Below are 21,826 nucleotides of genomic sequence, written 5' to 3' on the forward strand. Positions count from 1 at the left end.
GTCGGGAGACATGTGCCAGAGAGAGACAAAAGCGAGAATCAAGACGGGAAGAAGTGAGTAACGCGTGGCGATGAGCCACGCGTTGTTACTGAGGTTACAATTGACGTTACAGGTCGGTGACCAGAATCTTGGAACGGCGCTGGTAGTTGTACAGCTCCTGCTTGCGTTTCGGCAACACAGCCACTTCCGCTGGCTGGAACCCACGTTCCTGAAACCAGTGAATGCTGTGGGTAGTCAGCACAAACAGGCGTTTTAGCCCCTGCTGGCGCGCCTGTACGGCGATGTGATGCAACAGCTGATCGCCACGCGATGAGTTGCGGTATTCCGGGTGGACCGCTACACAAGCCATTTCACCGATACTCTCCTCCGTAAATGGATAGAGCGCGGCACAGGCGATAGTCAGGTTATCGCGCACCACCACAGTGAATTTGTCGATCTCCATTTCCAATTGCTCGCGTGAACGACGTACCAGAATACCCTGTTGTTCCAGCGGACGAATCAGTTCCAGAATGCCGCCGATATCATTAATGGTCGCCCGGCGTATTTGCTCAGCGCTTTCCATCACGATTTGGGTACCGATGCCGTCGCGGGAGAACAGTTCCTGCAATAAGGCACCATCTTCCTGATAGCTAATCAGGTGACTGCGACGTACTCCGCTGCGGCAGGCTTTCACTGCACCACGCAGGAAACGTACGATTTCGGAATTGTAGTCGCCGGCGTCTTCCAGTGACTGAATACGTTGTTGTGCTTCATCCGGCAGCAGTTCTGACACAATTCTGCCTTCGGCATTCGTAACCCCCTGAGAAGCACAAAAGCCAATCATCTTCTCGGCTTTGAGCTTGATAGCCAGTTGAGTGGCAACTTCTTCGGAGGTCAGGTTGAAGCTTTCGCCAGTCACGGAAACCGCCACCGGACCCAGCAGCACAATCGCGCCGCTGTCCAACTGGCGATGCAGCGCTTCTTCATCAATACGGCGGATGCGGCCACTGTGGCAGTAATCGACGCCATCATCAACGCCCAGCGGCTGGGCAATGATAAAGTTGCCGCTGACTACATTGATGTGTGCGCCTTGTAGCGGCGTGTTCAGCAGACTCATCGACAGCCGGGCGGTGATATCCAACTGCAACATGCCTGCGGCCTGTTTCACCAGTTCCAGCGTGGTGCTATCTGTCACGCGGGTATGTTTGTGGTAGCGAGGTTCATAGTGATGGGCCATCAGATTCGCATCGATTTGGGGGCGAGCACCATAAACCACCACCAGCTTGATACCCAGGCTGTGTAACAGCCCGATATCATTGACGATTTTGGTAAAGTTTTCATGTTCGATAGCTTCGCCGCCGAGCATGATGACAAACGTTTTACCGCGATGTGCGTTAATGTAAGGAACTGAGTGGCGGAAGCCTTGAACCAGTTCTGTACTACGTTCCTTCACTGCGAGCCCTCTTTGCATTTTTATTCGATATTTTCGTATTTTTATTCCTCGTAAACCAAAAGGCAAGCGATAACTTTTTAGTCTGGTCCGATAGTTTAGAGAAATCTGTCTATCACAGTAGAAAACATAAAAATGATTTTTGCATGACAGCCCGATGTGTATTGGTTAAAGTTTTTTACGTTTTCATCAATCTATATGATTTCTCTAGCCATTAATGGAGTGACATGTCTGAGCCGAAGCACCATCTGACCCGTCGCCATTTATTACAGGGCGCCGCCGCCACCTGGTTACTGAGTGTCAGTGGCATTGGGCTAGCTGCCGCCTCGCAGGTGATTGCTGTGCGGGTATGGCCTTCTTCCGCTTATAGCCGTGTGATGCTGGAGTCGAGTCAACCGCTTAAATACCGCCAGTTCATGCTGGAACATCCTGATCGACTGGTCGTCGATATTGAAAACGTTTCGTTAAACAGTGTGCTGAAAAATGCAGGCCAGCAATTCGAGCGACCAGATCCCGTCATCAGGACGGCGCGTGCCGGGCAGTTCGACAAAAATACCGTGCGGCTGGTGCTGGAGTTAAGACAAAAGGTTAATCCCAGATTGTTTACGCTGGCACCGGTCGCTGGCTTTCGAAACCGTCTGGTGATGGATTTGTATCCCGCAGCCAGCCGTTACGATGATGCTGATGACCCGCTGCTGGCGTTGCTGGAGGATTACAATAAAGGCGAGCTGGAGCGGACGCTTGTGCCGGAAAGGCCCAAAGACGGCAAAGCGGGGCGAGACAGGCCGCTGGTTATCATGCTGGATCCGGGACACGGCGGCGAAGACCCCGGCGCTATCGGCAAAAACCGAACCCGCGAAAAAGATGTGGTGCTGCAAATTGCCCGACGCCTGAAAGCGCTTATTGAGCGTGAGCACAACATGAAGGTCTACATGACCCGTCATGAAGATGTGTTCATTCCGCTCAACGTGCGGGTGGCTAAAGCGCGCAAGCAGCGTGCCGATTTGTTTGTTTCCATTCATGCCGATGCGTTTAGTAACCGGGCTGCCCGTGGTTCTTCGGTGTTTGCGTTATCCAAAAAAGGCGCGACCAGTTCGGCGGCACGTTATCTGGCACAAACCCAGAATGAATCTGATTTGATAGGGGGCGTCAGCCTGAGCGGTGACCACTATCTGGACAGCACCATGTTTGACATGGTGCAAACCGTGACCATCAACGATAGCCTGAAATTTGGTAAGGAAATTTTGCATCGGTTGGGTAAGGTCAATCATCTGCACAAAAACAGCGTCGATCAGGCTGGATTTGCGGTGTTGAAAGCGCCGGATATTCCCTCGGTGCTGGTGGAAACGGCATTTATCAGCAATCCTGAAGAGGAGCGTAAACTGCGTACCAGCCATTTTCAGCAGCAGGTCGCGCAATCCATTCTGGAGGGGATCAAGTCCTATTTTGCGGCTCAGGCGCGCTGATTGTCGTGCTGGCACTGGCTGAACGACAGGCATAAAAAAACACCCGTTCGGGTGTCTGATTATTGGTTGCGGGGGCCGGATTTGAACCGACGACCTTCGGGTTATGAGCCCGACGAGCTACCAGGCTGCTCCACCCCGCGTCCGTCTTCTTTCTTTATATGATGCTGGTACATCAATTGGTTGCGGGGGCCGGATTTGAACCGACGACCTTCGGGTTATGAGCCCGACGAGCTACCAGGCTGCTCCACCCCGCGTCCGTGGATGCGCACTATACTCCGCGTTTGCGTTGATGCAACCTCTTTTTTTAAATAGTTTACGTTTTTATCTACAGGTGGTGCATTTATCGCCATTGTGTTGGTTTTTTAGACTGCTGTGACCCGTTTGGGCGCGATACGTTTTATTCCCCCCGTCTGTTTGCTATCGTTTTGCGTGGTTTCACAATCATGTAAAAGAGAGCACGGAAATGAAAGGATGGTGGGGGAAATACGTGTTGACCGGGGTCGTCATCGCTATATTGGCAGGCTGTCAGACCCGCCCCAGTGATCGCGGCCAGCAATACAAAGATGGCCGTCTCGATCAGCCGCTGGAGTGGGTGAATGCACCGAACGCTAATGGTAAACCGGTGAATGCAGTCGATTTTTCTCAGCAAGTTAGCCAGATTCAGGCGTCCTCTCCCGGCCTTTATTCCCGTAACCGCGATATTTTTCAGGCCATCCAGAACTGGATTCAGGCGGGTGGCGACACGCGTCATCTGGCGCAATTCGGTCTTAACGCCTGGCAGATGGAAGGCGTCGATAGCTTCGGCAATGTGCAGTTTACCGGTTACTACACCCCGGTGGTGCAGGCGCGTCGCTATCGTCAGGGCGAATTCCGCTTCCCGTTGTATGCCATGCCCAGAATGCGTAAAAACGGTCGCCTGCCGGATCGCGCCGCCATTTATTCCGGCGCACTGAGCAACGAACTGGCCATCGCCTGGAGCAACTCGCTGATGGATAATTTCATGATGGAAGTGCAGGGCAGCGGTTATGTGGATTTCGGCGATGGCAGCCCGTTAACCTTTTTTGGCTATGCCGGCAAAAATGGCCATGCCTATCGCAGTATCGGCAAGGTACTGATTGATCGTGGCGAAGTGCCAAAAGAAGAGATGTCGATGCAGGCAATTCTGAAGTGGGCTGATCGGCATACCGAGGCGGAGGTACGGGAACTGCTGGTGCAGAATCCTTCTTTTGTGTTCTTTAAACCGATGGCGTCAATGCCTGTGAAAGGGGCCAGCGCGGTGCCGCTGGTAGCGCGCGCTTCTGTTGCCTCTGACCGTTCGCTGATACCGGCAGGCACTACCTTGTTGGCGGAAGTTCCCCTGCTGGATAGTCAGGGCAAATTTACCGGCAAATATGAGATGCGCCTGATGGTCGCGTTGGATGTGGGCGGCGCGATTAAAGGGCAACATTTCGATATCTATCAGGGAATTGGCCCGGAAGCCGGACACGCCGCCGGGTTCTACAACCATTATGGCCGGGTGTGGGTGTTGAGAAACGCACAGTCTGCTTCTGCTATGCCGCTGATTAGCGCAGGCAACAGCAACGGTACGGGTGGACTGAGCAGTAACTCTAATTAATGACTAGCATCCCGCCCTGCTACTGATAGGTTGCGGCGGGAGCTTGTCAGCCGATAACTTTGACCATCGGGATACAAGGCAGTGAAAAGCCGTTCGGCGAATGGTAGAGGCTGACGTCGTCGCCTGAGAACCCCAGAACGCGATAAAACGGCGCGGCGTTCAGGCTGGCATCAAGCTGGATCTCTGCCAGACCTGCTGCGTTCGCCAGCGCTTCCAGATGCTGCATCATCCGTTTTCCTACACCTTTACCCATCGCCTCTTGCTCGACAAATACCGCATCGATCATGCCGGTGTGGAGAGTGATCATCCCCGTTCCGACCACCTGAGCGGCTATCTCTGCCAGATGAAAGTGGTGGGTGACGGTGTTTTCAAACTTTTCGCTGAAGGCGCCGCTGGTCCAGCGTTGGAGTTGTTCAGCCGTGTAGTCATGACGACAACCATGCAGAATGGCGCGATTACGGAGATTAAATGCCGCCGATGCATCAGCCCGGCGTGCTTTACGCAGCGTGATCACGGCAACTTGCATTAATCGACTCCGGTTGCTGCATCGTGATCGTGGCGGCGAGTGGTACTCAGCGCCGCGCTGTTGACCAGATTGGTGGGATGACCAGCGGCAAATGCCAGCACATTCTCAAACGCGGCTTTGAAATAAAGCTCGTAGCTATTGCGTTCGACATAGCCGATATGCGGCGTTGCCAGTACATTCGGCAGATTCAGCAATGGTTCGCTGTCCAATGTCGCGGGTTCGTTGTCAAAGACATCCAACGCTGCGCGCTTGCCGGCATGAGAGGACAATTCGCGCCATAGTGCACCCGGCTCTACCAGGTCGGCGCGGCTGATATTGACGAACAGTGAGTCTGGTTTCATCAATGCCAAATCCTGCTGAGTGACGCAGTGGCGGGTGGCATCGTTTAAACGCAAATGCAGCGACAACACATCAGCATTGCTAAAAAACGCGGCCTTGTTGTCGGCAGCGGTAAAGCCGTGCTGGCGCGCCAGTTCGCGTGACGTCTCACTGCCCCACACCAGCACTGTCATACCAAATGCGGCACCGTACCGGGCGATACGTTGCCCGATTTTGCCGTATCCCCAAATACCCAGCGTCAGGCCATGCAGTGTTCTTCCCAGACCCAACGAGCCGTTCTGTTGCCAGTGGCCCTGTAGCAACTGTGTTGCGTACTGCGGCATATGGCGCGACGCTGCCATGATCAGGCTCCAGCATAATTCAGCTGGCGCAACGGGTGAACCTGTGCCTTCCGCTACTGCGACACCATGCCGGGTGCAGGCGTCAACACTGAGGTGCTGGCTTACTTTGCCGGTCTGGCTGACGAGTTTCAGCGCGGGCAGTTGGCTCAACAGCGCGTCGGTGATGCGGGTGCGTTCACGAATCAGCACCAGCGCTTCAACATCTTGCAGGTGCGCCGCCAGTTGGGCGACATCGGTATAGGTTTTATTCAGAATTTGTACCTGATGGCCGTTCAGCAGCGAAAAGCACTCCAGGTGTCTGACGGTATCCTGATAATCATCCAAGATGGCAATGTTCATGCTGGTCCTTAATCCTGTTTTATGGTGTTGGGAAAGCGGGTCATGATGAACTCCTGATCATTCTGATCGGTTACCTGGAATCCCAGACGATGATACAGATGGCGTGCCGGGTTATTTTTCAGCACGCTCAGCACCACTGAGTGATTCTGCGTTGATGCCTGAGCAATCAGGCTCTCAATAAGTTGTTTGCCAAGGCCGCGGTTTTGGAAACTGGGGTGGATTTGAATCTGAATCAGATACCAGTGCTGTTCCTGCGTCATAAAACGATATTTAAATAACCCGGCTGGTTGCCCGTTCACCTGCACGATATGCGCGTGCTCGAATTCGTAGCGAACGCGGCTCATCAGGCTATCGCTGTCTGTCGGTGCGCCACTGTCCGCCAGATATTTTCCCATGGTCAGACTGCGTAGTTGCAGCAGAAAATCGATATCGGATTCGGTGGCGCGGATTAGCACAACATGCATGGTTTTCTCCAGCAGTACACAACGTAGTGAGAGTTATTAATTAAAGTGCCACAGCACACCCGACGTCGTCACCTGTCAAAATGGTAAATCCTGCAGGCAGGAGGCAAACACTGCCTACAGATAAAAACGGCGTGCAGGATTGGTTAGCGTTATCCGCTGCGTAAACCGCCTGACTGGGGTATCATCGCTGCCGTTTGTGATTAAGCGAAGGTGGGCAATGAGTACGCAATTATCCGAAAGTTATCTGCAGCGTTTTGGCGGTACGGCGAGATTGTACGGCCAGCGGGCGTTGTCGCTGTTTGCCGGGGCACATGTCTGTGTTATCGGCATTGGCGGGGTTGGTTCCTGGGCGGCGGAAGCGCTGGCTCGCACCGGCATCGGCGCGATTACCCTGATTGATATGGATGATGTGTGCGTCAGCAACACCAACCGTCAGATTCATGCGTTGCGCCAGCACACTGGGCAGTTGAAAACTGAAGTCATGGCGGAGCGAATTCTGGCGATCAACCCGGAATGCAAGGTGACCTGCATTGATGATTTCATTAGTGCCGATAATGTGGCGGAGTTACTGGATAATCACTTCAGTTATGTGATTGACGCCATTGACAGTGTGCGGCCTAAAGCGGCGCTGCTGGCTTGGTGCCGCCGCCACAAAATTCCGGTGGTAACCACCGGCGGAGCGGGGGGGCAAATTGATCCAACCCGTATTGAGGTCGCTGACCTGGCGAAAACTATTCAGGACCCATTGGCAGCCAAGCTGCGTGAACGGCTGAAGCACGATTTCAATATCGTTAAAAACAGTAAAGGTAAGCTGGGTATCGACTGTGTGTTTTCCAGTGAGCCGTTGATGTACCCTCAGCCGGATGGCTCAGTTTGCGCATCGCGCAGCACTGCTGACGGTGTGAAACGCATGGACTGTGCTTCCGGTTTTGGCGCTGCCACGATGGTGACCGCCACTTTTGGTTTTGTGGCGGTGTCTCATGCATTGAAAAAAATGATGGCGCGTGATACCCGGCAAGCACAGGCTGCTGGATTGAATCAGGGTTCGTGACAGGCAATATCGTGGATGCGGCTAGCCAAAGCGGCCAGCCCACCGGCGCGTGATGCGCTAAGTTCGGCACGCAACCCCAGCCGATCGAACAGTGCCAACGGATCGTTTTGCCGCAGTGTTTGCGCGGTTTTGCCTTCCACCGCCGTCAATACAATCGCCAGCAGTCCGCGCACGATACGGCCATCACTGTCGCCGTAAAAATGTAAGGTGCCGTCCGCCTGTCGTTGATATCCCAGCCAGACGCGGTTTTCGCAACCGGACAGTTCAATATGTTGCTGACGATAGGCTTCCGGCAGCGGCGGCAGCGATTTACTCAGCAGAATCAACTGTCGATAGCGCTCTTCCCAGGAGCGACAGGCATTGAAACGTGCTGTCAGCGCTGCTTCATCAATGTTGGCGCCAAACGGGTGATGTGTGGAGTCGGTCGTCATCAATCAATCCATCAGTAATTCAAACGCTTTTCGAGTAGCGTGGACCAGATGGTCCACGTCCTGTTGCTGGTTGTAAGGCGCAAACGAGGCCCGCAGCGTGCCGGGCACCCCCAGTGCCGCCATCAGCGGCTGCGCGCAGTGGTGACCGGCTCGTAGAGCGATGCCGTCTTCTGCCAGCAACGTCACCAGATCGTGGTGGTGTACGCCGTCGATGGTGAATGATAATAGGCTGGATTCGGGAGCGCGGAAACTGCGAAAACCGGGTAATGTGTTCAGTTGCTGTTCCGCATTCAGAGCCAGTGCGACACTGTGCCGATCCGCTGCCGCACGGTCCTGCTGCTGCCACCAGTCGATGGCGGCAGCCAGACCAATTACGCCGGCAATATGCGGTGTGCCGGCTTCAAAACGCTGAGGAATCGCCTGAGGGGTGAAGCCGTCAAACGAGACTGACGTCATCATTTTCCCCCCTCCTTGCCAGGGGGGCATGGCTTCCAGCAAATCCGGTTTGCCGTACAGCGCACCAATACCGGTAGGGCCATACAATTTGTGGCCGGAGAACGCATAAAAATCAGCATCCAGCGCCGCCACATCCGTCGCGGTGTGCACAATACCTTGCGCACCATCGACCATGACTACCGCACCTGCCTGATGCGCCAGTGTTATCGCCCGTTTAAGGTCCGGCATACCGCCCGTGACATTCGACATTTGCCCAATAGCCAGCAGGCGGGTCCGGGGAGTGAGCAGTGAAGGCAGCAGGTCAAGATCAGGCTGATAATCCGCTCCAATCGGCAGTTTTACCACCTGAGCCCCCGTTTGTTGTGCCACCATCAGCCATGGAATTAGGTTGGCGTGGTGTTCTGATTCGCTGACCAGAATCTCATCGCCGGGTTGTAGCCGCGGGCGGGCGTAACAGTGCGCCACCAGGTTGACTGCTTCCGTCGTACCTTTAGTCCAGACGATGCTGCGCGCTTGCACAGCGCCAATGAAATCCGCCACTTTTTGGCGCGCCAGCTCGAACGATTCCGATAGCTGTCGGGCGGCACGGTGCTGACTGCGATGCACATTCCCTGTTTCACTGGCGTAGCAATGCTGCACCGCAGCGATCACCCTTTCGGGTTTTAGCGCGGTGGCGGCGTTGTCAAGATAGGTGCCTTGCTGGCGAAGTGCGGGAAATTGCTGGCGAAAATACGCGGGGTTGAACGGTTTCATGTCGATCCTCTATTGAACGACGGATACTGTCCCATTTTTGCCATTGAAACAAGATTAGGACGATCCTGAACGAAAACCTCACATAGTTTGCTACTATTAACTTTGTTTTATTTAGAATTTTATAATGACATGCAACTTAATTTAAGTATTAATTATAATTTAGAATTAATTTAAAAGGATAAAACTTCAAAGTTGATTAATTGTAATGAACTAAAGTCTGATGGCGAAGAGCAAGTGACCGATATCTTCTGGAAGATAACGTACAGACGAAAAAAAAGCACCGCAAAATGCGGTGCTATGCAAAAATCACTTAGACAGACAGGGTAAATGTATAGGAAATAACGGTAGCATTGCTACCATGTCTGAAATGCAGACAGTAAACAAATAGCAAACACAACATCACAACCACAAGCCAAAAGCACACCAGTTACATGTTGCGCTTTTCGTTCCGGCTCAAGGAAGTGGCGGTACTATAGGTATTTGCTGGTGCATCCTCAACGGACAATTTATAATGCATCGGATTACAAAAACTAATGGCAAATCGCGGTCACCTACCGGGATAGGCCGCATATTGAAGAACCCGGTTTATGTCGAAACGATTGCCTCCCCTTAATGCTCTGCGTGTCTTTGATGCTGCTGCCCGCCATCTTAGTTTTACCCGTGCGGCTGAAGAGTTATTTGTTACTCAGGCCGCTGTCAGCCATCAGATCAAATCGCTGGAGGATTTTCTCGGCCTCAAACTGTTTCGCCGCCGTAACCGTTCCTTGTTGCTGACGGAAGAAGGGCAGAGCTATTTTCTGGATATCAAGGAAATCTTTTCCGCGCTCAATGAGGCAACCCGTAAGTTACAGGCTCGCAGCGCCAAAGGTGCGTTGACGGTAAGCCTGCTGCCTAGTTTTGCCATCCACTGGCTGGTGCCGCGCCTGTCGAGTTTTAATACGGAGTATCCCGGTATTGATGTGCGAATTCAGGCGGTGGACCGTGAAGAGGAACGCTTGTCGGACGATGTGGATGTGGCGATTTTTTACGGGCGTGGTAACTGGCCGGGGCTGCGGGTAGAAAAACTGTATACAGAGTATCTGTTGCCGGTCTGTGCGCCACAATTGTTGACAGGAGAGCACCCGCTGAAAACGCCGGGAGACCTGGTATGGCACACGTTACTGCATGACGTCTCTCGGCGCGATTGGTTGGCTTATACTCGTCAGTTGGGTATAGCGCAGATTAATGTGCAACAAGGGCCGATTTTCAGCCATAGCGCAATGGTGTTGCAGGCGGCGATTCACGGTCAGGGGGTGGCGCTGGCTAACAATGTGATGGCGCAGACGGAGATTGAGGCCGGCAGGTTGGTGTGCCCGTTCAACGATGTGCTGGTCAGCAAGAATGCGTTTTATCTGGTTTGCCATGACAGCCAGGCAGAACTGGGTAAAATAGCCGCCTTTCGCCAATGGATTCTGGCTCGTGCGGCCAGCGAACAGGAAAAGTTTCGCTTCCGTTACGACAGCAGTTCCCGCTGAACCTTATCAGGTTTAGTTTCGTTTTCTTGATAATGGAATACATTCGAACAATGAACAACCGTTTTATGCTGATATTCGCCGCTATCAGCGGGTTTGTTTACGTGGCATTAGGGGCGTTTGGCGCCCATGTGCTGAGTAAATCGTTGGGCGACATGGAAATGTCCTGGCTGCATACCGGACTCCAGTATCAGGCGTTTCATACGCTGGTGATTCTGGTGTTGTCGGTGGCGATGTATCAACGGGCAAGTGTCTGGTTTTACTGGAGTGCGGCATTTCTGGCGCTGGGTACGTTGCTGTTTAGCGGCAGCCTGTACTGTCTGGCGTTGTCGCACCTCAAACTATGGGTATTTGTCACTCCGGTGGGGGGCGTATGCTTCCTGACGGGCTGGCTGTTACTGTTAATTGGAGCCTTACGCTTAAAGAAAAAGGCTGAGTAGCATGAATAAAGTGATTTTGTACTGTCGTGCCGGGTTTGAGAAAGAATGCGCGGCGGAAATTACCGACAAAGCGGCGCGTCATAGCGTCTATGGTTTTGTACGGGTAAAAGATAACAGCGGATTTGTGGTGTTTGAGTGTTACCAGCATGAAGACGCTGACCGGTTGGTTAAGGAATTATCGTTTCAGGAGCTGGTGTTCGCACGCCAGATGATGGTGTGCGGCGAATTGCTGCGTGATTTACCGCCGGAAGATCGCATCACACCGATCGTCGGGATGCTGACCGGGGTGCTGGAGCGTGCCGGCGAGTTGCGGGTTGAAGTACCAGATACCAATGAAAGCAAAGAGCTGATGAAGTTCTGCCGCAAGTTCACGGTGCCGCTGCGTGCCGCGCTACGTGAGAGCCGTATTTTATTGGCGCAGGAAAAGGCCAACCGACCGGTTATCCATGTGTTGTTCATCGCACCAGGTTGCTGTTACGTCGGTTACTCATACAGCAATAACAATTCGCCGTTCTATATGGGGATTCCGCGGCTGAAATTTCCCGCAGATGCGCCCAGCCGTTCGACACTGAAACTGGAAGAAGCATTCCATGTGTTCGTTCCGGCTGACGAGTGGGATGAGCGACTTGCCAGCGGTATGTTTGCGGTGGATCTGGGCGCTTGTCCTGGCGGATGGACCTACCAACTGGTGAAACGCAGTATGATGGTGCACGCCGTCGATAACGGCATGATGGCGCCAAGCCTGATGGATACCGGGCAGGTGATTCATCATCAGGCCGATGGTTTCCGCTTTGAGCCGCCGCGTAACAACATCTACTGGCTGGTGTGCGATATGGTGGAAAAACCGGCCAAAGTCACCAGCCGCATGGCTGACTGGCTGGTCAATGGCTGGTGTCGTGAGGTGATCTTCAACCTTAAGTTGCCAATGAAAAAGCGCTATGAGGAAGTGACTCAGAATTTAGCGTTGCTGGCGCAGCGACTAGAAGAGAACGGTATTAATTTTGAGATTCATGCCAAACAGCTCTATCACGACCGTGAAGAGGTTACCGTTCATGCACGGCGTATTTGGGGCGCGATTCCTGGCCGCCGCGACGAGCGCTGATTTTCCTGCTGTGTCGCAGTCGGGCATGAGTGCACAGGTGCGCCAGGAGGGTTAACCCCGCCTAACCCGATATGGACAGGCGTAACTGCTGCAGGTTGCCATTCAGCACCAAATCGGTTTTGAGTGTAGCGACCTGACGGCAGCGGTAAGCCATATCCTGTTGGGATTCCAGCTTGCGGCGCCATTTCTCCGGTATCTGTTCCAACTGTTGGTACAACGTTTCCAGCGACCCCGCTTGTTGCAATAACTGTGCGGCGGTTTTCGGTCCGATACCGCTCACACCGGGGACCTTGCTGCTGTTGATGCCTGCGAGGCCCCAGTAATCCGGTAACTGCCCCGGTTGCACGCCAAACTCCTTTTCGATGAACGGTACATCCAGCCAGCGTTTTTGAAAGTAATCCCGGATACGGATGGTAGGTGCCAGTAACTGGCAGTAGCCTTTGTCCGTTGAGACAATGGTGGCCTGATGTCCTTGTGCGGCGACTTTGCTGGCCAACGTAGCTGCCAGATCGTCAGCTTCGTTGCCCGGTGAATGCCAGCTGTCCACGCCTAATGCCAAAAAGGCATCTTTGATTTGTGGCAGTTCCCGCGACAAGTTTTCCGGCATCGGGGCACGACCGGCTTTGTATTCGGGTAGTAACTGGTGACGCCAGCTATGGTCACGTTGTTCGTCGTCAAAGACAGCAACGGCATGGGTTGGGCGGCTGTGCTGTATCAACTGATTTAATGCGTGCTGACAGGCAGTCAGGCAAGGAGAGCCTTGTACTGCGTGAATGCGTCGAATCAGGTTGAGGGCGTCGATAATGAGCAGATGTACGGCCATAAGCGGTGATCATATGAGTGATCGCCACCGGCCAGATGCCAGTGGCGAAATAAGGTTCAGGAACAGATTTCGTAGCATGGGACGTAGGCGCTGCCAGGCAGCTTCATTCGTTGCTGGGACACGAAGTCCTGCAACAGCCGGTCCATGCTCTTCATGATGTCAGCATTACCATGCAATTTATAGGGACCGAACTCTTCGATGAGCCGAATGCCCGCTTCTTTGACGTTACCTGCCACGATACCGGAAAATGCCCGGCGTAATGTAGCAGCCAGCTGTTCGGCGGGTTGGTCGGGATGCAGGTTGAGGTTCGCCATATTCTCATGCGTCGGTTCAAATGGTAGTTGCAGGTCCGGCGCGATACGCAACGACCAGTTAAAGCTGTAGGCATCACCGGTGTGGCGGCGGTGCTCTTTTACCTGTGGCATGGTTTTTTTCATCTGCCGGGCTACTTCGGCAGCATCATTAATAATAATCGAGTAATAACGACGCGCCTGACGGCCCAATGTACTGACGATGAATTCATCAAGAACCCGGAAGTAGTCTGCGCTTTCCTTAGGACCGGTGAGAATAATCGGCAGCACCTGCTCGCTGTTGGCCGGGTCCATCATAATACCGAGCAAATAAAGGAACTCTTCTGCGGTGCCAACGCCGCCTGGGAAAATCACGATACCGTGACCAATACGCACAAACGCTTCCAGACGCTTTTCAATATCCGGCATGATGATGAGTTCATTCACCAGCGGGTTGGGCGGCTCAGCCGCGATGATGGAAGGCTCAGTCATACCGATGAAACGTCCGTCCCGGTAACGCTGCTGGGCATGACCCACTGCCGCGCCTTTCATTGGGGCTTCCATCGCGCCCGGTCCGCAGCCGGTACAGATGTTCAGTTCGCGTAAGCCAAGCTGGCTACCGACTTTACGGGCATACAGGTATTCGTTTTCATTGATGGAATGACCGCCCCAGCACACCACCAGATTTGGCTCTTCGCCCACATGCAGTGCTCTGGCGTTACGCAGAATGGAAAATACCAGATTGGTGATGTGAGTGGAGTCTTCAAGATTCAGATTTTGATAACGGCCAGCGTTAGCTATCTGACCGTTTACAAACAGGATATCGCGTAACACGGCGAACAGGTTAGCTTGCAGCGAGCGGATAATCTGACCATCAACAAACGCCTCTTCCGGCGGATTGACCAGTTCCAGCTTTACGCCACGTTCACGGCGCAGCACGTTGATGTCGAAATCCTCGTAGCGGGAGAGTAGCTCCTTGCTGTTATCCGTCTGGCTACCTGAGTTCAGGACGGCGAGGGAACAGTTGCGGAATAACCGGTAAAGATCGCTGCTGGCTGTGCTTTTCAGCATATCCACTTCCAACTGCGACAGTAAATCCATGGACCCTAACGGGCTGATATGTGTAATCATACTACTCCCTGAAACACAGTGTGCGGTGACAGTTGTCCAAGACGTTTTAAAAAAACGTTTATACAACACGCGGTTCAATGCGGTTGTGCAAGACGTTGCTTTGTGGTCTCACCTTAACGTGTTGATCGGCCTTTTGCCAAGGCATGGTAACGTCCCGACAATAAAGTTGCGCGGCGTTACGCACTTTAATGCGCATTCTGTCGCCGGCAGGCACTACGGTAAGGATAAAATGTGTATTCAGTGGCATTCGATAGGCACAGATTTGAGAGGCAAGATGGAACAGCAGGTATCACAGGCGCTGGGTGTATTCACCCGGAATTATATCGAGTTGTGGCGGCGCGAGACAGGACATCCTCCAGCCAGCGATGAGTTATATGGCGTTGCGTCGCCTTGTATTGTCGCCACACAAGATTGCAAGGTTCATTGGTTGCCGCAGACACCTGCCGTGCCTGTGACGCTGGATGGTGTTGAACGGGCGCTGGAGATTCAGTTGCACCCGGATATTCATTCATTCTTCACCAGTCAGTTCGCAGGCGACATGACTGCACGCTTTGAGGAACTGGAGTGCACGCTGCTTCAGGCATGGAGCGAAGATGATTTTGTTCGCTTGCAGGAGAACCTGATTTGTCATCTTTTGACACAAAAACGACTGAAATTACCACCCACATTATTTCTTGCAACAACGAATTCTGAAATGTCGCTAATCTCTTTATGCAATTTGAGTGGTGAAGTCGTGTTGGAAGAGTTTGGTACACGTCAGCGTCGGGTATTGGCATCAGGTCTGGTTGATTTTCTACATAAACTATTGCCATTGATTCCATAATGCTGAATCGCGTTTCGCTTTCCGGCGTGTGAGAGATCTCTTACATTGCGTGTAAGCGATCTCTTATCTTTAATATTAAACTAAGATTTCCATTTAATTTTTGTATTATTAATTAATGAATTAATGAAGTTCTTCATTCAACCATGCCTTTTATATGTCTATTGTGCCGTTTAGGTGGCTTGCTGATTTCGTTCAATTAATACATCTTATTATTCAGTTCAGTAACACGGTAACAGGTTATGTCGGCCATGCCAGGAAGGCAGGAAGCATATCTTCGTTACAACCTGACTCTTTTTTCAGGATGAAATAAGGGACACCTCCAGGAAGGAGAATGAGAGCCGGTCTGGGAATGCCGGTGGGGCAGGAGCCTAAAGGAATGCGATCACGGATGATTATGAAGGATCGATTGTCACGGATGAAAGAGGGATCGCCAGCAAGGATTGTGGGTTAGGAAGACCATCAAGGACAAGTTTTCAAGGACGAGCAGGGAAGCAACAAGGTAGCGGGATTGCTGCAAACGAACTAAGAGGGAACCGAGAAATCGGTTCCCTCTTTTCGTTTTTGTCTTACCAGAGGCTTCTCGATAGCGCCGTCTGTATTCGGGTGTCAGAACACGGCAACGATGCTATGCTCTGCCGCCACTGTTATTGAGACTGATGAGAACCTGGCCCCATGAATGCAGAGATGCTGATCCGACAATCGTTGTTTGCTATTGAGCGCGCACTGAAGTCAAGCTCGTTATGGCAGCCTTCTGCGCCGGATGAGGCGGCGTTTGCCAGCCAGGAGCCGTTTTGTATCGATACGATGGTAGCCGAGCAGTGGCTGCAATGGGTCTTCCTGCCACGAATGCACGCATTGCTGGATGGTGGTGCGCCATTGCCTGCGCAGCTCGCCATTCTGCCTTATTTTGAAGTGGCATTTGACGGACGTTCAGATGATGTGGGCGAGTTGTTGATGCAGTTACGTGCGCTTGATGCATTATTTGAGGGATGAGAATGCTTGAGATTGTTTATCAGGATGAGCATCTGATCGCAGTGAATAAGCCTGCTGGCTGGTTGGTGCACCGTAGCTGGTTGGATCGTAAAGAGAAAGTGGTGGTGATGCAAACTGTGCGCGACCAGATTGGTCAGCACGTTTTTACAGTACACCGTCTGGATCGCCCTACCTCCGGCGTATTATTGATGGCGTTATCCCCAGACGTGGCACGTCTGCTGGCGCAGCAGTTCGAACTGCATCAGATGGAAAAAACGTATCATGCAGTGGTGCGTGGTTATGTGCTGGAGGACGGCGTGGTGGATTATGCGTTAACAGAGGAGCTGGATCGCATCGCCGATAAGTATGCTGATCCGGATAAGGCGCCTCAGCCTGCCGTCAGTCACTACCGGGCACTGGCGCGTGTCGAAATGCCGGTGGCTATCGGGCGTTATGGCACTGCGCGTTATAGCCTGCTGGAACTGACCCCCAAAACCGGGCGCAAGCATCAGTTGAGACGCCATATGGCGCATTTGCGTCACCCTATTATTGGGGATACCACCCATGGCGATCTGCGCCAGAATCGTGGCATGGCGGCACATTTCGCCTGTGCTCGCCTGATGTTGCACGCCAGCCGTCTGTCGCTGACTCATCCGATCACTGGCGAGCGTCTGGTCATCTCTGCGCGCTGGGATGAGCCTTGGCAGAGGGTCATGACACAGTTTGGCTGGCAGGGTGGTTTTCCTGATATAGAAAGGGTTGAGTTTCCTTTGGCATCGGGTCAGGATAGCAACCTGACGTCAGCGTAAAAAAGGAGAATCAGCGTTATGGCGCAAATTGGTATTTTTGTTGGCACAGTGTACGGTAATGCGTTACTGGTAGCGGAAAAAGCGGAAAGCATTCTCAAAGCTCATGGACATGAGATTAAGATTTTCGAGGATGCTTCAGTGGATGACTGGCTGGCTTACAGTCAGCAGACGGTACTGGTGGTGACCTCTACTACCGGGCAAGGGCAATTGCCGGAATCTATCGTGCTGCTGTATGAAGCGTTGCGCGAAAAGGTCGGTCATCAGCCGGATCTGCGTTATGGGCTAATTGCGTTGGGAGACAGCAGTTACGATACCTTCTGTGGCGGTGGTCATCAGTTTGATGCTTTGCTACAAGAAATGGGCGCGAAGCGCGTGGGTGACGTGCTGGAGATTGATGCCGCTGAACATCCGGAACCGGAAGTCGTTTCCTCTCCGTGGGTGGAGTCCTGGGCAGCGATGCTGACCGCATAAATACGGTTGTGAGTCAGTATTGGTGTCAGACGGGGCAACTGGGCCCCGTTTCTTATGTATTGGCTACTTTCGTGGTTATAGCGCACGTGTTGAGTGGCGGTCTGTCTGCGACCTTTATTCAACGTTGGGTCAGTTTTTCCAGATCGGCTTCGATCTCGCTTATCTTATTGGTGACCACGCTTTCCAGATGACGCAGGTCTGACAGAATCTTGCGTTTCAAATCCACCTCAGCCTGATCATGCTGGCAAATTTCGTCAAGTTCGTCCACCACGTAGCGCAGATTGGGGCTGATCTCGTTGATCTCCTTGTAACCTTGCCCGGCGTTGTCCGCAACGATGGTTTTGCGCTGGCGAGGATATTTGAATTTGACGCTTTTAGCGAAAAATTCCCCTTTGTCCTTGCGAAAATAGATCTTAAGAATATCGTTGTTGGCCTCCTGACGGAGACTGTAGCGGTCGATATCTTCCGGGTTGGAAATCCCAAGACTTTTCAGATTGTCGTACATAACACCACCTTTCTTGTTTTACGTCGGCCTGAAATACTGGGCCAGTGTTGTTGGTCGTGACGGCTTGATGCCATAAAAAATGGCGGGTTATCACCCGCCATTCAGTTTAGTCGATAGTGGTATTAGTCGATAGTGCGCAATAACTCATTAATACCCACTTTACCACGGGTTTTTGCATCCACTTTTTTCACGATTACGGCGCAATATAGGCTGTAGCTGCCGTCTTTTGATGGCAGATTGCCGGATACCACCACAGAACCTGCCGGTACGCGGCCATAATGCACTTCGCCGGTTTCACGATCATAAATTTTGGTGCTTTGGCCGATGAACACGCCCATAGAGATAACAGAACCTTCTTCCACGATCACGCCTTCCACGACTTCAGAACGTGCGCCGATAAAGCAGTTGTCTTCGATAATGGTCGGATTTGCCTGCAGCGGTTCCAGCACGCCGCCGATGCCAACACCACCAGACAGGTGGACATTTTTACCAATCTGCGCGCAGGAGCCGACAGTTGCCCAGGTGTCCACCATGGTGCCTTCGTCAACATAAGCGCCGATGTTGACATAAGACGGCATCAGTACGGTATTGCGGGCGATGAATGCGCCCTGACGTACGCTGGCTGGTGGTACGACGCGGAACCCTTCGCGCTGGAAGCGCGCTTCGTCGTAGCCGGCGAATTTCATCGGGACCTTGTCGTAGTAACGGGTTTCGGCCCCTTCCATCAGTTGGTTGTCATTGATGCGGAAAGAGAGCAGCACCGCTTTCTTCAGCCACTGATGCGTCACCCACTGGCCGTTGATTTTCTCCGCTACACGCAGTACGCCGCTGTCCAACTGGCTGATAACTTGATTCACCGCTTCGCGTGTCACCGTGTCCACATTGGCCGGGGTAATCTCTGCGCGACGCTCAAATGCGGTTTCGATGATGTTCTGTAATTGCTGCATCCTGTTTCTCTTTCGTGATTAATCAAACCAGACCGCATCTCGCCATGCCAGATGGCGGGATGCGGCTTAATATTTAAGAAGCTACTTTATCGTTTGGGGCGAGGGCTTCTGTCAACCGTTGTTGCAACTTAAGCCGTAATTGGTGGCTTAATGCCCGTCTTTCGCTATCTGCCAGAATAAACAGGTCTTCAACCCGCTCACCGATGGTGGAAATGCGAGCGCCGTGCAGCGACAGATTGAGGTCGGCAAACACTTCACCCACCCGCGCCAGCAGGCCGGGTTGGTCGAGAGCGGTAAGCTCCATATAGCTGCGTCGGTCGGTATGTGTTGGCAGAAAGCTGACTTCCGTCTGTACACTGAAGTGGCGTAGCCGGGAAGATGGCTTGCGCACTCTTGGGTGTTGATACTCTCGCTGGTTGAGCGCTTGTTCGATAGCGTGGCGGATCATGTCGTGGCGGTCTGGCGCCAGTGGGCTACCGTCGGGTTCCAGCACGATGAAGGTGTCCATCGCCATGCCATCACGACTGGTGAAAATCTGAGCATCGTGTACGCTCAGGTTACGCCTGTCCAGTTCGCCGGCAACTGCAGCAAACAGATACGGGCGATCCGGACTCCAGATAAAAATTTCGGTGCCGCCGCGACTGGCTTGATGGCTAATCAACACCATCGGCTTGCTGGCGTCATGCTCCAGCAGGTGGCGGGCGTGCCAGGCCAGTTGATTAGGCGAATGGCGCAGGAAATAGTCGGCGCGACAGCGGCTCCAGATATGATGCAGCGCTGCCTCATCGATATTGTCCATACGCAGCAATGCCAGCGCCTGTAAACGATGATGACGTACGCGTTCGCGCAGGTCCGGTGAGTTTTGCATACCACGGCGCAACTGTCTCTCAGTGGCGAAATAGAGTTCGCGCAACAGGCTTTGTTTCCAACTGTTCCACAACGTCTCGTTAGTCGCGCAGATGTCTGCCACAGTCAGGTTCAGCAGGTAACGTAGCCGGGTTTCGCTCTGCACTTGTTCGGCAAATTGCTGGATTACCGTCGGGTCCTGAATATCACGTCGTTGCGCGGTGACCGACATTAACAGATGACAGCGTACCAGCCAGGCTACCAGCTGCGCTTCCCGTGAGTTCAATCCATGCAGGGCGGCGAATTCCAGTGCATCCTTGGCGCCCAGTTCAGAGTGATCGCCGGCGCGCCCTTTGGCAATGTCGTGGAACAGGGCGGCCAGCAGCAGCAATTCCGGTTGTGGTAGTCGGGGATACAGCTCCACGCACAGCGGGTGTGACGCACGGGTCGCCTCTTCGGTAAAACTTTCCAGTTTCAACAGCACCCGGATGGTATGTTCATCGACAGTGTAGGCGTGGAATAGATCAAATTGCATTTGCCCGACGATGTTACCCCACAACGGCATATACGCCCACAGTACGCTGTGAGTATGCATTGGCAATAATGCCCGACTGACGGCGCGTGGGTGACGCAATATATTCATGAAGAGGTTGCGAGCTTCCGGTATGGTGCAGAGCGGCTGGCTCAGGTGGCGACGTGCATGGCGCAAATGTCGCAGGGTGGTCGAGTAAATACCGGTGATTTCCTGATTGCGCACCATCAGGTAGAACATGCGAATAATAGCTTCAGGTTTGCGCTCGAACAACGTTGCATCACGCAGGTCAATAAGCTGACCACGTAACTGGAACTCGTCATCCAGCGGGCGCAGTTTCTCGCTGGTATCCAGCGCCAGAATGGCTTCGTCGAACAGTTGCAGCAGCATTTGGTTCAGTTCCCCCACCCGACGCGTCATTCGGTAGAAGTCCTTCATCATTCGTTCCACCGGTGCGTTGCCTTCTCCTTGATATTGCAGCAGTTGTGCCACATTGAGCTGGCGGTCGAACAGCAAACGGTTATCGTAACGTGGCAGAAGCAAATGTAGGGCAAAACGAATGCGCCACAAAAAGCTCTGGCACTCATTCAGTTCACTGCGTTCTGCTTCCGTCAGAAAACCGAATCCCACCATTTCGTTGAGCGAAGTAGCGCCAAAGTGGCGACGGGCAACCCACAATAGGGTATGAATATCCCGTAGTCCGCCGGGGCTACTCTTAATATCCGGCTCAAGATTGTAGCTGGTGCTGTGGTAACGCTGGTGGCGTTCCCGCTGTTCGGCAATCTTGGCGGGGAAGAAGGTTTCTGAAGGCCAGAACGCGTCGCTGAAAATGTGTTTTTGCAGCATGAGAAACAGCGCTACATCCCCGCAAATCATGCGGGATTCAATCAGGTTGGTCGCGACGGAAATATCCGCCCGACCTTCCTCCAGACACTCATCCAACGTGCGTACGCTGTGACCGACTTCTAATCGCAGATCCCACAATAGGGTGATAAACGTGCCGATAGTCTGTGACTGTGACTCTGTCAGCGTATTCTGGCTCAGCACCAATAGATCAATGTCAGACAACGGGTGCAATTCTCCGCGCCCATAGCCGCCTACGGCTACCAGTGCAGTCTGCGGCGTGCTGTCGAACCCGTAGAAGCGCCATAGCCGTTGCATCAGGTGATCGATAAATAGCGTACGAGCATCAATCAGCGCTTCCGCGCTGACGCCAGCCTTAAATTCTTCCGCCAGCCAACTACGGAATTGTTCCAGATGATTTTTCAGCGTTTGACATTCCAGCATGTTGTCTGTGAATGTCAGGGGAGACGCCGGTGCCGAACGAGGCTTGGTGGTGGAACCGGGGATATCGTGCGGGAGGTTTCTATCGATCATGTTGCGCCACCGTAAACATAAAAAAGCCGGCAGTAGC

General features: G+C 53.0%; 21 protein-coding genes and 2 tRNA genes. 10 read left to right on the forward strand and 13 right to left on the reverse strand.

Annotated elements, in window-relative coordinates; all coding sequences use genetic code 11:
* Positions 1–106: 106 nt before the first annotated feature.
* The gene (argA, locus tag Dpoa2040_RS01750; protein ID WP_042873827.1) at positions 107–1,432 is read right to left on the reverse strand and encodes an amino-acid N-acetyltransferase; all 1,326 of its coding nucleotides are present in this window, start codon (positions 1,430–1,432) and stop codon (positions 107–109) included.
* A gap of 224 nt (positions 1,433–1,656) precedes the next feature.
* Here argA and amiC point away from each other — a divergent pair, with 224 nt between their 5' ends.
* Positions 1,657–2,895 (forward strand): N-acetylmuramoyl-L-alanine amidase AmiC, encoded by a 1,239-nt coding sequence (gene amiC, locus Dpoa2040_RS01755; protein ID WP_168640073.1) that lies wholly within the window; start codon positions 1,657–1,659, stop codon positions 2,893–2,895.
* A 63-nt stretch (positions 2,896–2,958) separates the two neighbouring features.
* Here amiC and Dpoa2040_RS01760 read toward each other — a convergent pair.
* Positions 2,959–3,035 (reverse strand) — tRNA-Met (locus Dpoa2040_RS01760).
* 37 nt (positions 3,036–3,072) lie between these two features.
* Positions 3,073–3,149 (reverse strand) — tRNA-Met (locus Dpoa2040_RS01765).
* Positions 3,150–3,358: 209 nt separating this feature from the next.
* Here Dpoa2040_RS01765 and mltA point away from each other — a divergent pair.
* The gene (gene mltA, locus Dpoa2040_RS01770; protein WP_168640074.1) at positions 3,359–4,510 is read left to right on the forward strand and encodes a murein transglycosylase A; all 1,152 of its coding nucleotides are present in this window, start codon (positions 3,359–3,361) and stop codon (positions 4,508–4,510) included.
* Positions 4,511–4,556: 46 nt separating this feature from the next.
* Here mltA and Dpoa2040_RS01775 read toward each other — a convergent pair whose 3' ends face one another.
* The 3 genes from Dpoa2040_RS01775 to Dpoa2040_RS01785 are packed head-to-tail and all read right to left on the reverse strand — an operon-like array spanning position 4,557 to position 6,519.
* Positions 4,557–5,036 (reverse strand): GNAT family N-acetyltransferase, encoded by a 480-nt coding sequence (locus tag Dpoa2040_RS01775; RefSeq protein WP_168640075.1) that lies wholly within the window; start codon positions 5,034–5,036, stop codon positions 4,557–4,559.
* Positions 5,036–6,055: a D-2-hydroxyacid dehydrogenase family protein gene (locus Dpoa2040_RS01780; RefSeq protein WP_168640076.1), complete on the reverse strand. Its 1,020-nt coding sequence runs from the start codon at positions 6,053–6,055 to the stop codon at positions 5,036–5,038. The genes Dpoa2040_RS01775 and Dpoa2040_RS01780 overlap by 1 nt, the downstream gene beginning before the upstream one ends.
* An 8-nt stretch (positions 6,056–6,063) precedes the next feature.
* On the reverse strand, positions 6,064–6,519 hold the full coding sequence (locus tag Dpoa2040_RS01785; RefSeq protein WP_168640077.1) for a GNAT family N-acetyltransferase: 456 nt from the start codon (positions 6,517–6,519) through the stop codon (positions 6,064–6,066).
* A gap of 217 nt (positions 6,520–6,736) precedes the next feature.
* Between Dpoa2040_RS01785 and tcdA the strand changes: the two genes are divergently transcribed.
* Positions 6,737–7,570 (forward strand): tRNA cyclic N6-threonylcarbamoyladenosine(37) synthase TcdA, encoded by an 834-nt coding sequence (tcdA, locus tag Dpoa2040_RS01790; protein WP_168640078.1) that lies wholly within the window; start codon positions 6,737–6,739, stop codon positions 7,568–7,570.
* Here the strand turns inward: tcdA and csdE are convergent.
* Positions 7,558–8,001 (reverse strand): cysteine desulfurase sulfur acceptor subunit CsdE, encoded by a 444-nt coding sequence (csdE, locus tag Dpoa2040_RS01795; protein ID WP_168640079.1) that lies wholly within the window; start codon positions 7,999–8,001, stop codon positions 7,558–7,560. The two genes, tcdA and csdE, sit on opposite strands and share 13 nt — an antisense overlap.
* A 3-nt stretch (positions 8,002–8,004) precedes the next feature.
* Entirely contained in the window at positions 8,005–9,210 is a 1,206-nt protein-coding gene (gene csdA, locus Dpoa2040_RS01800) for a cysteine desulfurase CsdA (protein ID WP_168640080.1), read from the reverse strand.
* Between the two features lie 587 nt (positions 9,211–9,797).
* Between csdA and Dpoa2040_RS01805 the strand changes: the two genes are divergently transcribed.
* Genes Dpoa2040_RS01805 through rlmM form a run of 3 tightly spaced genes read left to right on the forward strand, consistent with a single transcriptional unit; the run spans position 9,798 to position 12,263 of the window.
* Positions 9,798–10,724, forward strand: a complete 927-nt coding sequence (locus tag Dpoa2040_RS01805) for a transcriptional regulator GcvA (RefSeq protein WP_168640081.1) — start codon at positions 9,798–9,800, stop codon at positions 10,722–10,724.
* Between the two features lie 50 nt (positions 10,725–10,774).
* Positions 10,775–11,161, forward strand: coding sequence for a DUF423 domain-containing protein (locus tag Dpoa2040_RS01810; protein ID WP_168640082.1), 387 nt, complete (start codon positions 10,775–10,777; stop codon positions 11,159–11,161).
* Between the two features lies 1 nt (position 11,162).
* Positions 11,163–12,263, forward strand: a complete 1,101-nt coding sequence (rlmM, locus tag Dpoa2040_RS01815; protein WP_168640083.1) for a 23S rRNA (cytidine(2498)-2'-O)-methyltransferase RlmM — start codon at positions 11,163–11,165, stop codon at positions 12,261–12,263.
* 61 nt (positions 12,264–12,324) lie between these two features.
* Here rlmM and xni read toward each other — a convergent pair whose 3' ends face one another.
* Positions 12,325–13,086, reverse strand: a complete 762-nt coding sequence (gene xni, locus Dpoa2040_RS01820) for a flap endonuclease Xni (protein WP_042869125.1) — start codon at positions 13,084–13,086, stop codon at positions 12,325–12,327.
* Positions 13,087–13,142: 56 nt separating this feature from the next.
* On the reverse strand, positions 13,143–14,507 hold the full coding sequence (gene ppnN, locus Dpoa2040_RS01825; RefSeq protein WP_042869127.1) for a nucleotide 5'-monophosphate nucleosidase PpnN: 1,365 nt from the start codon (positions 14,505–14,507) through the stop codon (positions 13,143–13,145).
* 274 nt (positions 14,508–14,781) lie between these two features.
* On the opposite strand from ppnN, the gene syd reads away from it, so the two are divergent.
* From syd to Dpoa2040_RS01845, 4 genes are all read left to right on the forward strand, one after another.
* On the forward strand, positions 14,782–15,330 hold the full coding sequence (gene syd / locus Dpoa2040_RS01830) for a SecY-interacting protein (protein ID WP_168640113.1): 549 nt from the start codon (positions 14,782–14,784) through the stop codon (positions 15,328–15,330).
* Between the two features lie 672 nt (positions 15,331–16,002).
* Positions 16,003–16,323 carry a YqcC family protein gene (locus tag Dpoa2040_RS01835; RefSeq protein ID WP_168640084.1) on the forward strand — a complete coding sequence of 107 codons (321 nt, stop codon included), beginning with the start codon at positions 16,003–16,005 and terminating at the stop codon, positions 16,321–16,323.
* A gap of 2 nt (positions 16,324–16,325) precedes the next feature.
* Positions 16,326–17,111, forward strand: coding sequence for a tRNA pseudouridine(65) synthase TruC (gene truC / locus Dpoa2040_RS01840; RefSeq protein WP_042869133.1), 786 nt, complete (start codon positions 16,326–16,328; stop codon positions 17,109–17,111).
* A gap of 18 nt (positions 17,112–17,129) precedes the next feature.
* Positions 17,130–17,582 carry a flavodoxin gene (locus tag Dpoa2040_RS01845; protein WP_042869136.1) on the forward strand — a complete coding sequence of 151 codons (453 nt, stop codon included), beginning with the start codon at positions 17,130–17,132 and terminating at the stop codon, positions 17,580–17,582.
* A 118-nt stretch (positions 17,583–17,700) separates the two neighbouring features.
* Here Dpoa2040_RS01845 and Dpoa2040_RS01850 read toward each other — a convergent pair whose 3' ends face one another.
* The 3 genes from Dpoa2040_RS01850 to glnD all read right to left on the reverse strand — a co-directional run bounded on the left by Dpoa2040_RS01850 (position 17,701) and on the right by glnD (position 21,789).
* Positions 17,701–18,087, reverse strand: a complete 387-nt coding sequence (locus Dpoa2040_RS01850) for a DUF3461 family protein (protein ID WP_042869138.1) — start codon at positions 18,085–18,087, stop codon at positions 17,701–17,703.
* A 122-nt stretch (positions 18,088–18,209) separates the two neighbouring features.
* Entirely contained in the window at positions 18,210–19,034 is an 825-nt protein-coding gene (gene dapD / locus Dpoa2040_RS01855; protein WP_042869140.1) for a 2,3,4,5-tetrahydropyridine-2,6-dicarboxylate N-succinyltransferase, read from the reverse strand.
* 73 nt (positions 19,035–19,107) lie between these two features.
* Entirely contained in the window at positions 19,108–21,789 is a 2,682-nt protein-coding gene (gene glnD / locus Dpoa2040_RS01860; RefSeq protein ID WP_168640085.1) for a bifunctional uridylyltransferase/uridylyl-removing protein GlnD, read from the reverse strand.
* Positions 21,790–21,826 lie beyond the last annotated feature (37 nt).

It is taken from the genome of Dickeya sp. CFBP 2040 (assembly GCF_012273755.1).
Lineage (GTDB): Bacteria > Pseudomonadota > Gammaproteobacteria > Enterobacterales > Enterobacteriaceae > Dickeya > Dickeya poaceiphila.